The following is a 14,638-nucleotide window of genomic DNA, read 5'->3' as shown; positions in this document are numbered from 1 at the left end:
TGGCACGATTTTTGCGTCTATGAAAGGAACGAGCCGCCTTCCGGCGGCTGCCCCTTCAGGAGACTCGATTGGGCCACCCGATGCAAGAACTTCGCCTGCGCCAGCAAATGACGCTTGCGCCGCGTCTGCAACAATCCGTCAAGCTGCTTCAGATGTCGGCGTTGGAGTTCACCACGGCCGTGCAACATGCGCTTGCGACGAACCCTTTTCTCGAAGATCCGGACGAATCGGAGCCCGAGGCGGCCCCGGCTGCGCCCGGCGTCCGCGGTGAGATGACGGAGCAGGCCGACGGACAGTCCGCGCCAGAACCGGTCGCGGCATCCGAAAGCCCGGACATGGATGAACCCCTGCCCGACGCGCCGGCCTATTCCGGCGACTATCCCACCCATGCCCCGTCCGGCGGCGACAGCGATCTGGGCCAATGGGCCTGCGCCAACGTGTCGATGCGTGATCGCCTGTCCTTCGAATTAGGCAACTACCACCTGCAGCCGCGCGACCGCCTGCTGGCTGAATTCATCATCGACGCGCTGGACGACGACGGCTACCTGCGCACCCCGCTGGAAAATCTTTGTACGGCCGCCGACGAAGACATCAATCCGATTCCCGACGAAAGCGAATGGATGGCGGCCCTGCGCCTGGTGCAGCAACTGGATGCGCCGGGGATCGCTGCGCGCGATCTGCGCGAATGTCTGACGCTGCAACTGGCGGCGCTGCCCGACGAAGACGACGCCACGCGGGCGCTGGCCCAGCGCATCGTGCAGGACCATCTGGAACGTCTGGGCAAGAACGATTACGCCGGCCTGCGCCGCGCGTTGGCATGTTCGGACGATGCCCTGCGCGACGCCTGCGCGCTGATCCGGCGCCTGGATCCCAAGCCCGGCGGCCGCTACAGTGGCGACGCGCCGGTGTACGTCGTGCCCGATGTGTTTGTCGACAAATGGCAGGGACGCTGGCGCGTGCTGCCCAATCGCAGCGCCATGCCGCGCGCACGTCTGCATAGCGCCTATGCGGACCTCTTCCGCCGCGCCCGGCTGGACGACCGCAGCCCCATGGCGCAAGAGCTGCAGGAGGCGCGCTGGCTGGTGCGAAATGTCGAGCAGCGCTACACCACCATCCAGCGCGTGGCCGAAGCGATCGTGAAGCGCCAGCAGATGTTCTTTGAGTACGGCGAAGTCGCCCTGCGTCCGCTGATGCTGCGCGAAGTCGCCGATGATCTGAACATGCACGAGTCCACGGTGTCGCGCGCCACGGTCAGCAAGTACATGACCACCCCGCGCGGCGTCTTTGAATTCCGCCACTTCTTCTCGCGCGAACTCGCAACAGAATCGGGCGGCTCGTGTTCCGCCGCAGCCGTCCGCGCGCTGATCAAGGAAATGGTGGACGCCGAAGATCCGTCCATGCCGCTTTCCGACGTGGCGTTGACGCAGCAACTGGCGTCCAACGGCATTCTTCTCGCCCGCCGCACCGTATCCAAATACCGCGGCCAGTTGCGCGTGCCACCGGCGGAATTGCGCCGCCAGCACTGAATCGCGGCACCGGCATGAACCGGTGCCGCGATTGCTTGCGCGGGGACGGCCCTTGACCCCGACTTGATTTCCGCGGCACAAAAAAAGGCTTCCTTTCGGAAGCCTTTTTGTGTGGGGCTGCTTACTTGCTGCCGCCCGTGTTCGGATATCCCGGAGGAGGCGCGGCGCCACCGGCCGGAGTAGCCGGCACATTGTCATTGGCTTCGCGCTTGCGATTGGGCATTTCCGACCCATGCTTGTCGGACTTCATGTGACCGCTCTTGTCCAGGTTCGGCGGCGTGGTGCCGGTCTGGGGCGCCGCGTTCGGGGCGGGCGGAATCTGGCCCGGAGGCACCTGGGTGTTGGGCGGCACGGCAGCCCCGTCATTCGGCGTCGTGGACGGCGAGGTCGGGGGCGAGCTGCGGCCCGTGGATTGGGCATAGGCACCGCCGGCGGCAAGGCCGGCAATCATGGCAAACGCGCAAGTCATGGCACGGTATTTCATAGCGTAGCTCCTTCCTTGGTTGAAATGCTTCAACCTAGTCGCAAGCCCCGTGCCTGACCCCCGCTTTATCTACTCCCCCTGCGGTAGTCCGCCATGGGGGGCATTTTTTACCTGCCGTTGAAACACTTGACCGCCTATTTGACCTCTACCCCGCCCGCTGCGGCCCCGCGCTCTCCTCCAGCATCCGCTGCACCCGTTCGCCTAGCGCATCCAGCGAGAACGGCTTGACGATGAGTTCCATGCCGTCCTCCAGGAAACCACCCGCGCTGGCCGCGCTTTCGGCGTAGCCCGTCATGAGCAGCACGCGCAGGCCGGGGTGAGCGACGCGCGCGGCGTCCGCCAACTGCCGGCCGTTCAGGTTGGGCAGGCCAACGTCCGTCACCAGCAGGCTCAGGTTACGCGTGGACGTCACCAATTCGAGACCTGCCTCCCCGTCGCCGGCCGTCAACACATGCAGGCCCATATCCACCAGCGACTCGCGCACCATTTCGCGCACGTTCGTGTCGTCTTCCACGACGATGACAAAGGCCTGGCCGGCCGACGCCGCTTGCGTGCCGGTCGCCCGCGGCGCATCCGCGGCCTGTTCCGGCACGCCTTGATGGCGAGGCAGGTACAGCCGCACCGACGTCCCGACGCCTTCGGCGCTTTCCAGCACGGCACTGCCGCCGGCCTGCTTGGCAAAGCCATAAGTCATGGACAGCCCGAGCCCCGTGCCTTCGCCCAGCGGCTTGGTAGTAAAGAACGGGTCGAAGGCGTGGGCCAGCACATCGGGCGACATCCCGCAGCCCACGTCTGACACCGTGACCTCGACAAACGGGCCCGGCGTGACGCCCGGGCTCTGGCGCAGCGACGCTTCGTCCAGCTGCGTGTTTGCCGCCGCAATGGTCAACACGCCGCCATTGGGCATGGAATCGCAGGCGTTGATCACCAGGTTGAGCATCGCGTTCTCAAACTGGTTCTTGTCGCAATTGATCGGCCACAGGTCCGGGTCCAGATCGAAGACCAGATTCACGCGCTCGCCGGTATACCGATGGAACAGGTCCATCATGGAATGCAGCGTGCCCTCCACGCTGAACGGCTTGGGGTCGATCGGCTGGCGCCGCGAGAAGGTGAGCAGGCGCTGCGTCAGGTGTGCGGCACGGTTCGCCGAATCCATGGCCACCGTGATGAACCGCTGCGCCTGTTCGGGCACGCCGGCAGACAGCTTGCGCTGAATGAGATACAGCGCACCGGTGATGCCCTGGAGCATGTTGTTGAAATCGTGCGCGATGCCGCCGGTCAGGCGTCCCACCGCCTCCATCTTCTGGGCCTGGCGCAATGCATTCTCGGTGTCGGCCAGCGCCTCGGCCTGCGCTTTCAGATCGGAATCATCACGTCCCGCGACGTACAGGCTCTCTTGCGACCACGACATGCTCCACGTGATCCAGCTGTAGCCGCCCTCGCGCCGCAGGACCCGGTTTTCCAGGTGCCGGGCGGGTTGCGTGCCGTCCGCCTGCGCGTGCGGCGACCAGGCGGTGCGCGTCGCGTCCAGGTCGTCCGGGTGGATCAGCTCGGCCAGCCCCATCGACAGAAACTGGTCGGGACTCCAGCCCAGAATGGGTTGCACGGCCGGATTCACGCTGGCAAACCGGCCCCTGCTGTCGATGACGGCCAGCAGCTCGGGGGACATTCGCCAGATGCGATCCCGCTCGGCAATGGCGTGCTCCACCCGCTGCTCCAGCATGCGTGCGTATTGCGAACGCTCGACCGCGTCGCACATCCGTTCGGCGACTTCCTCGATGAACGCCAGATCCGCCGGCTTGAGCCGGCTGCTCGACAAGGGGCGGACCAGCAGCGCACCGCCTTGCCGCGCCCAGCGGCGCATCGGCACGACGATGGCCGACGGGCGGATGTCGCCGCCCTCTTGCGCCACCAGCGGCTGCAGATAGGTCGTGCGCCCCTTGCGGACGGCGTCGAAAAAATCTTCGCCCAGTTGTTCTGTCGCCAGTGCGCCGTGGCTCGCCACATCATGCTCGGAACGCCAGCAGGTCGACACCACCGGCGCCGCGCCGTCGCCGGCCCAGTCCAGAACCGCCACCAGGCCCAGCGACAGGTGCTGACCCAATCCCGCGCAGGCGGTTTCCTCGATGGCCGGCTGCAGATGGAGTTCTCGCATGCGGTCGCCCAGCGCCAGCAGGAAATTCTTGCGATGCTGGCCTTCCCACAGCTCGGTCTCGGCGGCCTTGCGCGCGGTGACGTCAAGAAACAACGCCATGATGCGATCGGGGCCTTCCTTGCGCGCCCGCGCCTCGTACCACGCATCCTTGGGCGCGGGCACGGCAAACTCAAACTGGGCGGGCTCGCCCGACTCCACGACCTGCGCGAACGTATCCAGGATCTGGCTGGGAACGCCGGGAATCATCTCGCGCAGCGTGTGGCCCAGCGTGTCGCCCTCGCGCATGCCGCTCTGGCGTTCAAAGGCGGGGTTCACCTCCAGAAAGCGGAAGTCGGCGATGCGGCCGTCCTCGCTACGTAGGGCTTCGGCAAGAAAAAACGCTTCCTGCATGCCGTCGAACATCGCCCGCCAGCGCTCTCCGCTGCGTCGCAAGGCCACGTCCAGCAGATGCCTTTCGATCGCCAGCGCCGCGCTGCGCGTGACCAGCGCGATCGCGTCGATATCCTGCGCGGTCGGCAGCCGGCTTTCTTCGTAGTAATTAGAGAAGACGCCCAACAGCCGTCCGTCTGGCGCCTTGATCGGCGTGGACCAACACGCGCGCAAGCCATTCTCCAAGGCAAGGTCGCGCCACGGCGCCCAACGCGGATCGTTGGCAATATCGTCCGTGTAGACCGGCTTGCCCGAATGCGCTGCCGCGCCCCACGAGGCGGTCATCGGCCCGATGGCTACCCGGTCCACGGCGGCATTGAACGCGTCCGGCAGGCCGGGTGCGGCGCAATGCCGCAATTCGGTTCCTGCGTCGTCCACCACCGCGATGGACGCGCGCAGCGTCACACTCGACTGCGCCTCGACGGCGTTCAGCACATGTTCCAGTACCTGCCGGATCGGTACGCCGGCAGCTATGCGCTCCAGCATGATGCGTTCGTCTTCCAGACGAGCTAGCGTGTCGGTCCATGGCAGGGACACGCGGTCTTGCTTGGTCAGCATGGTTCCCCCTATCGCAATACAGAATGTATCGCGATAGAAGCGCGCGTGGCGCAACCCTGCGTAACGCGACGCTACCCTTCCCCGAAAAAAAGGGTGCGGTCAGGCGGGGCCAGCGGCGCCCGCCGCGGCATGCCGCCGTCCCGTGCGCCAGGCGAGAGCCGCGCTGATCACGAGCGCGGCGGCCAGCAACCCGCCTGCCATGGCGGCCACGCCATGCCAGCCGCCGACGGTCCAGAATTGGCCGCCAAGTGCCCCAAGCACGCTCGATCCCACGTAATAGACCAGCAGGTAGAACGAGGCGGCCAGCACCTTGTAGCCACGCGCCATCTGCCCGACCCAGCCGCTCGCGACGGCGTGGGCCGCAAAAAAGCCGAAGGTGAAGACGACGATGCCTGCGATCAGCACGGGCAACGCGTTGGAAAGGGTCAACAGCAGGCCCGCCAGCGCAAGGCCGGACGCAGCGGCCAGCATCGCGCCGCGCCCGTGCCGGTCAGCCAGGCGGCCGAACCAGGTCGAGGCGAAGATGCCCACCAGGTAGACGACAAAGATGAACCCGATGAAGGTCTGGCTGAGCGAGAACGGCGGCAGCAGCAGGCGAAAGCCGACATAGTTGTAGACCGCGACGAACGCGCCCATCAGCAGCCCGCCCATGGCGAACAGCGCGCACAGCGGACCATTCTTCAGGTGCGCACCGGCTCCTTCCCGCACGTCCGCCCACACGCCCGCCCATCCCTGGCCCCGGCGTGGCGTGAACCGGCGCGAGGCCGGCAGCAGCCACACGAACAGCAGGGCCGCGATGAGGCCCAGCAATCCCAGCGTGCCCATCGCCGCGCGCCAGCCGAAATGGTCGGACACCAGGCCGGTGATGACCCGTCCCGACAGCCCGCCGAATGCGCTGCCGCTGATGTACAGCCCCATCGCGAAGCCCAGTGTGCCGGGCTCCACCTCTTCGGCCAGGTAGGCCATGGCCACGGCGGGCACCCCGCCCATCGCCACGCCTTGCAGCGCGCGCAGCGCCAGGAGGCTCTGCCAGTCCGGTGCGACGGCCGCGACGGTTCCGAGGACGGCGGAGGCAAACAGCGACCACGCCATGACCCGCTTGCGCGGCAAGGCGGCGGAAAACAGGCCCACAAAGAAGATCGCGATGGCCAGCAACCCCGTGCACAGCGACAGCACCAGGCTGCTCTGCGCCGGCGATACGTTGAACGCATGGGTGAACAGCGGCATCAGCGGCTGCACGCAGTACAGGAGGGAAAAGGTGGAAAAACCGGCGGCAAAGAGCGCCCACTGGGCACGGCGCAGTCCCGGCGTACCGCGCGCCAGATATTCGGGCGCCGTGGCGCCACGTTCGGTTGCGGGACTTGCAGAAGGGGTAGACATCAGGATTCTCGAAAAACACCGGGCTTGAGCCCGTGCAGACAAAGTAGACTTTTCCCCTGCATATGTCCAATATATGAAACCTGAACCGTTCATATTTAAAAACGATGGAATTGCGCCACCTGCGTTACTTCACCGCCGTTGCCGAGGAACTGCACTTCACGCGCGCGGCGGCCCGCCTGGGCATCGGCCAGCCTCCGCTCAGCCAGCAGATCCAGCAACTGGAACGCGAGATCGGCACACCGCTGTTCCTGCGCTTGCCCCGGGGCATCGCGCTGACCGAAGCCGGCGCCCAGTTCCTGGAAGATGCGCGCGCCATCCTGGCCAGCGCCGACCGCGCCATCGACATGGCCAGACGGCTGGGCCGCGGCGAACGCGGCGCCATCACGGTGGGCTTCACTGCATCGGCAGTATTCCACCCCTACCTGCCCCGTGCCATCCGTGCCTACCGCGACCGCTATCCCGACGTGCGCATCACCCTGACCGAAAGCAATACCATCTCGCTGCTGCGCGGGCTGCGCGCTGGCGAGGTGGATGTCGCCTTTGTGCGCCCCCCTTACGTGCTGGACGCCGAATTCGAATCCGAGCGCGTGCTGGACGAGCCGATGCTGATCGCCCTCCCGCCCGGCCATCCGCTCAGCCGCAAACGTGCCGTTCCCATCGCCGAACTGGCTGACGAGGATTTTGTGCTGTATCCGCGGCCCATCGGCGCGGGCCTGTACGACGCCATCCAGTCCGCCTGCCAGCGTGCCGGCTTTGCGCCGCGCGTCATCCAGGAGGCCCCGCAGATGGCGTCGATCGTGAGTCTGGTGGCGGCGGGCGTCGGCATTTCGATCGTGCCCGCCGCCATGCGGCACATGGGCGCGCAAGGCATCGAGTACCGGCCCATCAAGGGCGATGCCCCGCACGCCCTGCTGGACATGGCGTACCGGCGGCACGACCGATCGGTGGCTGCGGAAAACGCGGTCGGCATGTTGCGGCGGCTGGCGCATCCCGAACGCGATTGAGTTTTCACGAACCAGCCGTATCCCCCTGTCGCGTTTGTCATTTCCTGTAAACCGTCCGGGCGAAGCCGGCGATAGACTCTCGCGCTTGCCGGCGATGCGTCCCCGTGGGAGACCCGCTGTCAGCCGCGTTCAACTTTATAAAGGTGCTCCCGTGAGACGTACCCTTCTGGCCCTGGCTTTTGCATCGATCCCCGGACTGGCTGCCGCCGCCGCGCTGCCCTCCTCCATCGGCGCCGTCACTGTCTACCAGGATCGCGCCGTCGTCACCCGCGCCGCCAGCAGCGAGCTTGCCGCGGGCGAACACGAGCTGGTGCTGGAAAACCTGCCCGCGTCGCTCCAGGAAAACTCGCTGCAGGTGTCTGCCAAGAGCACCGGCCAGGCCACGCTGCTTGACGTCAAGGTCAGCGACGTCTATCAGGCCGCCACCGCCAACGAACGCGTGCGCCAGATCGAGGCGCAGATCGACAAGCTGGTCAGCCGCCAGGCCGCGCTGGACGACGAAGCCGCGGTGCTGGATAACCAGCGCGAACTCATCCTGATGATGCAGCGCGGCGCCACGGAACCGGCCAAGGACGGCGCGCGGCTCACGCTGGACGAACTGAAGGCGATCCAGACCCTCAGCGCCGAGTCGCTGGCCACGACGCTGGCGGGCCTGCGGCGCGTGGCAGAACAAAAGACCGAGCTGGAGCGCGAGATGACGGCGCTGCAAACCCAGCTTGGCCTGGTGCGCGGCGAATCGGGCCGTCGCACGAAGACCGTCACATTGCGGGTCAACATGGCGCGCGCGGGCAAGCTGGACCTGGCGCTGTCGTATGCGGTGGCGGGCGCACGCTGGACGCCGGCCTACGACGCGCGCCTGCGCCCTGCCGACCGCAATGTGGATCTGGGCTACTTCGGCGTCATCCGCCAGAACACCGGCGAAGACTGGAAGAACGTGAAGCTCACGCTGTCCACTGCCCGGCCGTCCCTGGGCGGCGGCGCGCCGACGCTGCGTCCGTGGATCATCGACGTGGCCGCGCCGCCCCCGCCGCCCCGGCCCGTTGCCGCGCCCGCCCCCGCCGCCGTGCAGGCCCAGATGCACGCCAAGCGCGCGCCGCGCGCCGGTGCGGTGGAAGACAGCGCCGTGCTGCCCGAGCCCGAAGCCGAAGTCATCGATGTCTCGACGGCCCAGGTCCAGAACGCCGCGACCAGCGCGTCGTTCCAGATCAAGAATCCGGCCACGCTGCTGTCGGACAACACCACGCAACGCGTCGCCATCGCAACGACCCAACTGCCTGCGACCTTGCAATACCAATCCACGCCGGGGCTGCGCGAGACCGTCTACCTGACTGCGCAGGCCAGCAACAACACCGACTTCCCCTTCCTGGCCGGTCCGCTCAATACCTTCCTGGATGACGCGTTCGTGGCGTCAGGCGCCATGAAGGCCGTGATGCCCGGCGAAAAACTGGAGCTGGCGCTCGGCGCCGACGATGGCATTTCCATCAAGCGCCAACTGGTGAACCGCTATACCGAAAGCACCGGTTTCTCGGGCAGCGGCAAGCGCGTCACCTACGAGTACAAGATCACCGTCAAGAACAACAAGGCCACCAAGGAACAGGTGTCCTTCGCGGACCGCCTGCCCATCTCCCGCAACGAGAAGATCGTGGTCAAGCTGCTGTCGCCGTCCGAGCGCGACATCAAGCGCGAGGAAGACGGCAAGCTGGTGTGGGACTGGGAACTTGAGCCGGGCAAGTCGCGCGAGACGGTGCTGAAGTTTTCGGTCGACTATCCGGGTGACGTTGCCGTGTTCGGTCTGTGACGTGCAACCTGTGACGCTCAATGCGTGCGGCAGAACTCGATGAACGCATCGGGGTCCAGGGGCACGGAAATCCCGTAGCCCTGCGCCACATCGCAACCCAGTTCGCGCAGGAGCTGCACATCGCGCTCCTGCTCGACGCCTTCGGCGACCACGCGCCGGCCCAGCACCCGCCCCATTTCAATCGCGGCCGCCACGACGGCGCGCGAGGCGGGCTCGCGGTGCATATGCACGATGAAGTCGCGGTCGATCTTCAATTCATTGAACGGCATGGCCGAAAAGAGCCGCATGGACGCGATGCCGGCGCCGAAATCGTCCATCGCCAGCTCAAAGCCGCGCACACGTAGAAGGTTCAGCGTCGACGACAGCGCGAGCCAGTCGTTGACCGGCTCATCCTCGGTAAGCTCCACCTTGATCAGCCGTGCGGGCAGTCCCGCCTGCCCTACCTTCTGCTCCAGCAGGCCGGGCAAGTCGCGCGAGCACAGCGTGGACGCCGAGGCGTTGATCGCAATCGGCACGGCGATGTCCTCGTCCTGCATCTGACGCAACACGTTCAGCACGCGGTCGGTGACGCGGCTGAACAGCATGCGGTCCATGCCCAGCCGGTGCGCCGCCGGTACGAAGTCGGCGGCGGAAATGGCGCCCAGCTTCGGATCGATCCAGCGCGACAGCGCCTCGGCCGCGACCACGCGCCCCGTCGACAGGCTGATCTGGGGTTGCAGCACCACGCTCATGCCGGTGCCGGAAAGCAGCGCCTGGCTCAGCGCGGCTTCCATGACTTCACGCCGCACCGACTTGGGTTTGTCCGGCGACGCCGATTCGTCGTCGATGCTGTGCAGCGCATTCTTGATGGCCTGTTGCATCGCCACGCGCGACACGGGCTTGGACAGCGCCTGCGCCGAAGGGCAACCGGCCTGCAGGGCCAGGCGGACATGCGACTGCAGCAGTTCGTCGCTCAGGCTGCTGATCCAGATGATCGGCGGCATGCTTTTCAGGCGCCCCGCGTCCACCAGCCTGCGCAGGTCGTTGGGCAGCCGCGTGCCATCGCCTTCGCCCATCACGATGTCGCTGATCAGCACGTCATGATATTGACGCGTGATCGCGCCGACCGCCTCGATGCTGCTTGCCAAGCCCGCCACGCGGCGATAGCCCAATGCCAGCAGCATGTTCTGCAGGTAGGCGCGTTCGACTGGGTGATCCTCCACGAGAAGGATCCGTCGGGACGCTCCGGCATCGGGTTTTGGCATTGCTGACCGTCCTGGACCTGTATACACGGTAAGAAGCCGCACGCGGCCCCCGCCTGCGCCTGCCGCAAGCCGGTTGCAGCCGGCCAACTGAGAGCGTGAATCAATGCTAAGGCATCCACGCGAAACATGTCTTTATCGATAACGGGTTAATTCAGTTCGTCACCGATAGGCGTAGCCAGCGGCGCCTCCGCCGTCCGGCTCCGTTCATTGGGGCCTGTCCCCGCCGCACGGACTTGCCGCAGCCACCCATCCGCCTCCACCGTCCGCGGGTGCGATAATGGCGGACTTTCCCGCATCTACCGGCACGGAGCTTCTCTTGACCCGCATTGACGACCCCCTGCACGACCGCGAGGTCGGCGCCGCCGACGCCACCCAGGACAACACGCGCACCGACGACACCCGCATCAGCGCCGTGCGCCCGCTGATCTCACCCGCGCTGCTGCAGGATGAATTGCCGGTGTCGGCCGACATCCAGACGCTCGTCGAGCAAAGCCGCGCGCAGATCGCCGACGTGCTGCACGGCCGCGACGACCGGCTGGTGCTGGTGGTGGGCCCCTGCTCCATCCACGACCACGCGCAAGCCATGGAATACGCGCGCAAGCTGCGCGCCGCCGCCGACGAGCACAAGAAAGACCTGCTGATCGTCATGCGCGTCTACTTCGAGAAGCCCCGCACCACCGTCGGCTGGAAGGGCTACATCAACGACCCGCGCCTGGACGGCAGCTTCCGCATCAACGAAGGCCTGCGCCGCGCCCGCGAACTGCTGCTGGACATCAGCGGCCTGGGTCTGCCCATCGCCACGGAATTTCTGGACCTGCTCAGCCCGCAGTACATCGCCGACCTGATCGCGTGGGGCGCCATCGGCGCACGCACCACGGAAAGCCCCAGCCACCGTCAGCTCAGCTCCGGCCTGAGCTGCCCGCTGGGCTTCAAGAACGGCACCGACGGCGGCGTGCAGATCGCGGCCGATGCGATGGTCGCCGCGAGCGCCAAGCACGCGTTCATGGGCATGACCAAGATGGGCATGGCCGCCATCTTCGAAACCCGCGGCAACCAGGACACCCACGTGATCCTGCGCGGCGGCAAGCAAGGTCCGAACTACGACGCCGCCAGCGTGCAAGCCTGTTGCGATGCCCTGCGCAAGGCCGGCCAGCGCGAACAGGTCATGATCGACTGCTCGCACGCCAACTCCAACAAGTCGCACGTGCGCCAGATCGACGTGGCCAACGACATTGCCGCCCAACTTGCCCAAGGCGACTCCCGCATCACGGGCGTCATGATCGAAAGCCATCTTGAAGAAGGCCGCCAGGACCTCAAGCCCGGTGAGCCGCTGCGTCATGGCGTCTCCATCACCGACGCCTGCCTGGGCTGGACGCAGACCGAGCCCGTGCTGGCCGCCCTGGCCCTGGCCGTGCGCCAGCGCCGCGAGAAGCTCGCCGCGCGCGGTTGATCGCTCGCGGGCGCCGCGCGGGATAGCCCCCCGCGCCGCCTGTTACAGCACGCACCTGAAACAATTGGTATCATGCGCGTCGTCGGGGGCCTCGCGCCCCCTCCCGCTTCTTTTCGTTCAGGTATGGATCGTTCTCGCCTTGTAGGGGCCGCACCGGCCCAGTCCGCCCCCATGCGGCACAGCATTTTCATTTACACCGAAGAACAACGCGGCAACCAGATGGTCGAGTCCCGCGTGATCGGCATGATGTCCGACGTGTCCGGGTCGGAAAAACTCATCGTCGTGGAAGACCCGTTTCACGGGCTCAAGTACGTCTACCGCATCGACCACGAGAGCAACAATCTGGACGCGGCCGCCATCACCGAGATCGACGAATCGCGGTTCAACGGCAAGTCCTCGATCGAGATCAATGCCATGTCGTACCGGCTGGGCACCGCGGACAATGCCGTCAAGCTCTTGCGCGGCAAGACGCGCTGGATCCAGGACAAGGGCTCGGTGCTGTCGGTGCTGCTGCAAAATGCTGCTGCGCGCAAAACGCGCTTTGCGCCGGCCCGGATTGAACGCGATCGGATGCGCAAAGTGCCTGAGGGTGTGCCGGTCGAATTACTCCCTTCGTAGACGGGACGGTATCCACCCCGGTTCTTCTTATCCACAGAATTTGTGGATAAGAAAAACCCAAACGCCCGGCTGATGGCCTTTCGGGGGATGCGCACCGGGCTGCGCAATTTTTGACCAACTGATTTTTCCCTGCCGCCTGGATCGCATCCTTGATCCATGCCGCGCCGCCGCATCGGCGGGAATGATATTCTGCGCGCACGCACGCCAAAGACGTATACCGTCGTCCTCTGATTTTTCCGCGCGATCGCGGCCATTCAAGAATTCACAGCATGACCAGAACACACCTGTTCGCCCCCGGAGCGCCCAAGCGCGCCACACCGTGACGATCATCGTCGTCGACGACCACGGGGATTGGCGCGATTCCATCGCCGAGTACATCCAGGACCTGGGCCTGGACAAGACCATCCTCACCGCAGGCTCGCTGGCCGAGCTTGACGAGCTGTTGCTCACCGTAACGCCCGCGATCCTCGTGCTGGACGCCATGCTGCCGGACGGCGATGGGCTGGCGCGCGTGTCGCATCTGCGCACCTCCTATCCGTCAATGGGCATCATCATGCTCACCGGACGGCTTCTGAGCGAAGACAAGGTATCGGGCCTGAGCCTGGGCGCCGACCACTACCTGACCAAGCCCGTCAACCTGGCCGAACTCGGCGCCACGCTGGTGTCGCTGTCGCGGCGCCTGCGCGTCGTGCCGGCCGCCGACACAGAGGATGCGCAATCGGACGCCTGGCGCTTCGACCCCGCGCGCCGCACGCTGACCTCGCCCAGTCAGATCAGCGTCGACATCACCGATACCGAAAGCCGCCTGATCGGCGCGCTGATCCAGGCGGCGCCACTGCCGCTGACGCGCGCCCGCCTCGTTGAAGCCCTGGGCGCAAGCGCCGAGGCCTACGACACGCATCGGCTGGACGCCCACATGCATCGGCTGCGGCGCAAGCTGCGCGAGCTGGCCGGTGGCGACCTGGGCATCCGCACCGTCTATGGCGTGGGCTACGTCTGCACCACGCCCGTCACCATCGTCGGCAGCCTGCCCAAACTCTGAGACCGCCCGCATGAACGCTCCTATCCGCCCCCGCCGCTCCGTTCTCTACATGCCCGGCGCCAACGCGCGCGCATTGGACAAGGCACGCACGCTCGACGCGGACGCGCTGATCCTCGACCTGGAAGACGCGGTGGCGCCCGACGCCAAGGCGCAAGCCCGTGCCCAGGTCGCTGCGGCGCTGCGCGAAGGCGGCTACGGACGGCGCGAGTGCATCGTGCGCGTCAACGCGCTGGATACGCCGTGGGGGATGGACGACGTGCGCGCCGTTGCGCAAGCCGGCGCCGATGCCGTGCTGCTGCCCAAGGTCGAATCCCCCGCCCAGTTGGCCGCGCTGGCGCAGGCCCTGGACGCAGCGGGCGCGCCCGTGGATCTGCCGTTGTGGGCCATGGCCGAAACACCGCTGGGCTTTCTGCGGCTCGATGCCATCGCCGGCGGCCATGCGCGGCTGGCCGCCATCGTCGTCGGTACGTCTGATCTGGTGAAGGATCTGCATGCGCGCCACACGCCGTCGCGCGACGAGACGCTGCTGGCGCGCTCGCTTGCCGTGATGGCGGCACGGGCGCACGGCCTTGCGGTTCTGGATGGCGTCCATCTGGATCTGAACGACGATGCTGGCTTGCACGACGCCTGCCGGCAAGGACGCGACCAGGGCTTCGATGGCAAGACGCTGATCCATCCGCGCCAGATCGCCGCTGCGAATGCCGCCTTTGCGCCGACGGCAGAAGAGCTCGATACGGCGCGCAAACGGCTGGACGCGTGGCGGGCCGCGCAGGCCGAAGGTAAAGGCGTCGCGGTGGTTGACGGGGCCTTGGTCGAGAACCTGCATGCCAGCGAGGCCGAGCGCGTGCTGGCGCTGGCGGCGGCAATTCAGACGCCGTAGGGGGATGCGGCCGGAACTGTCCGGCCGGAGCTTCCCGCCCAGACCTGCCCGGCCGGAGCTTCCCGCCCAG

Annotated in this window: 11 protein-coding genes; 7 read left to right on the top strand and 4 right to left on the bottom strand. The window is 66.5% G+C overall.

Going from position 1 to position 14,638, the window contains the following annotated elements; translation table 11 throughout:
* Nucleotides 1-80: 80 nt before the first annotated feature.
* Nucleotides 81-1,526, top strand: coding sequence for an RNA polymerase factor sigma-54 (locus AB3147_RS13500; protein ID WP_218343757.1), 1,446 nt, complete (start codon nucleotides 81-83; stop codon nucleotides 1,524-1,526).
* A 121-nt stretch (nucleotides 1,527-1,647) separates the two neighbouring features.
* On the opposite strand, the gene AB3147_RS13495 is transcribed toward AB3147_RS13500, so the two are convergent.
* From AB3147_RS13495 to AB3147_RS13485, 3 genes are all read right to left on the bottom strand, one after another.
* Nucleotides 1,648-2,010 (bottom strand): hypothetical protein, encoded by a 363-nt coding sequence (locus AB3147_RS13495; protein ID WP_175136553.1) that lies wholly within the window; start codon nucleotides 2,008-2,010, stop codon nucleotides 1,648-1,650.
* A 145-nt stretch (nucleotides 2,011-2,155) separates the two neighbouring features.
* Entirely contained in the window at nucleotides 2,156-5,152 is a 2,997-nt protein-coding gene (locus AB3147_RS13490; RefSeq protein ID WP_367352130.1) for a GAF domain-containing protein, read from the bottom strand.
* A 99-nt stretch (nucleotides 5,153-5,251) separates the two neighbouring features.
* The gene (locus tag AB3147_RS13485; RefSeq protein WP_367352129.1) at nucleotides 5,252-6,532 is read right to left on the bottom strand and encodes an MFS transporter; all 1,281 of its coding nucleotides are present in this window, start codon (nucleotides 6,530-6,532) and stop codon (nucleotides 5,252-5,254) included.
* Between the two features lie 104 nt (nucleotides 6,533-6,636).
* Between AB3147_RS13485 and AB3147_RS13480 the strand changes: the two genes are divergently transcribed.
* Nucleotides 6,637-7,536, top strand: a complete 900-nt coding sequence (locus AB3147_RS13480; RefSeq protein WP_239213362.1) for a LysR family transcriptional regulator — start codon at nucleotides 6,637-6,639, stop codon at nucleotides 7,534-7,536.
* A 151-nt stretch (nucleotides 7,537-7,687) separates the two neighbouring features.
* Nucleotides 7,688-9,334, top strand: coding sequence for a mucoidy inhibitor MuiA family protein (locus tag AB3147_RS13475; protein ID WP_367352128.1), 1,647 nt, complete (start codon nucleotides 7,688-7,690; stop codon nucleotides 9,332-9,334).
* A 17-nt stretch (nucleotides 9,335-9,351) separates the two neighbouring features.
* Here the strand turns inward: AB3147_RS13475 and AB3147_RS13470 are convergent, their stop codons facing one another.
* On the bottom strand, nucleotides 9,352-10,578 hold the full coding sequence (locus AB3147_RS13470; protein ID WP_175136557.1) for an EAL domain-containing response regulator: 1,227 nt from the start codon (nucleotides 10,576-10,578) through the stop codon (nucleotides 9,352-9,354).
* Nucleotides 10,579-10,894: 316 nt separating this feature from the next.
* On the opposite strand from AB3147_RS13470, the gene AB3147_RS13465 reads away from it, so the two are divergent.
* The 4 genes from AB3147_RS13465 to AB3147_RS13450 all read left to right on the top strand — a co-directional run bounded on the left by AB3147_RS13465 (nucleotide 10,895) and on the right by AB3147_RS13450 (nucleotide 14,568).
* Entirely contained in the window at nucleotides 10,895-12,028 is a 1,134-nt protein-coding gene (locus AB3147_RS13465) for a 3-deoxy-7-phosphoheptulonate synthase (RefSeq protein WP_239213366.1), read from the top strand.
* 123 nt (nucleotides 12,029-12,151) lie between these two features.
* Complete coding sequence (locus AB3147_RS13460) at nucleotides 12,152-12,646, top strand: hypothetical protein (RefSeq protein ID WP_175121604.1); 495 nt, start codon at nucleotides 12,152-12,154, stop codon at nucleotides 12,644-12,646.
* 319 nt (nucleotides 12,647-12,965) lie between these two features.
* Nucleotides 12,966-13,688, top strand: coding sequence for a response regulator transcription factor (locus AB3147_RS13455; RefSeq protein WP_175121605.1), 723 nt, complete (start codon nucleotides 12,966-12,968; stop codon nucleotides 13,686-13,688).
* A gap of 10 nt (nucleotides 13,689-13,698) precedes the next feature.
* A complete protein-coding gene (locus tag AB3147_RS13450; protein WP_367352127.1) occupies nucleotides 13,699-14,568 on the top strand; it encodes an HpcH/HpaI aldolase/citrate lyase family protein in 870 nt (289 codons plus the stop codon).
* Nucleotides 14,569-14,638: the final 70 nt, after the last annotated feature.

Source organism: Achromobacter animicus (genome assembly GCF_040775605.1).
Classification (GTDB): Bacteria; Pseudomonadota; Gammaproteobacteria; order Burkholderiales; family Burkholderiaceae_B; genus Achromobacter; species Achromobacter animicus.
The sequence above is the reverse complement of the archived record's forward strand: the minus strand, read 5'-3'. Positions and strand labels throughout refer to the sequence as shown.

Coding starts and splice junctions, on each gene's coding strand:
- AB3147_RS13500 (WP_218343757.1), top strand. CDS start 81: ATGCAAGAACTTCGCCTGCGCCAGCAAATGACGCTTGCGCCGCGTCTG.
- AB3147_RS13495 (WP_175136553.1), bottom strand. CDS start 2,010: ATGAAATACCGTGCCATGACTTGCGCGTTTGCCATGATTGCCGGCCTT.
- AB3147_RS13490 (WP_367352130.1), bottom strand. CDS start 5,152: ATGCTGACCAAGCAAGACCGCGTGTCCCTGCCATGGACCGACACGCTA.
- AB3147_RS13485 (WP_367352129.1), bottom strand. CDS start 6,532: ATGTCTACCCCTTCTGCAAGTCCCGCAACCGAACGTGGCGCCACGGCG.
- AB3147_RS13480 (WP_239213362.1), top strand. CDS start 6,637: ATGGAATTGCGCCACCTGCGTTACTTCACCGCCGTTGCCGAGGAACTG.
- AB3147_RS13470 (WP_175136557.1), bottom strand. CDS start 10,578: ATGCCAAAACCCGATGCCGGAGCGTCCCGACGGATCCTTCTCGTGGAG.
- AB3147_RS13460 (WP_175121604.1), top strand. CDS start 12,152: ATGGATCGTTCTCGCCTTGTAGGGGCCGCACCGGCCCAGTCCGCCCCC.
- AB3147_RS13450 (WP_367352127.1), top strand. CDS start 13,699: ATGAACGCTCCTATCCGCCCCCGCCGCTCCGTTCTCTACATGCCCGGC.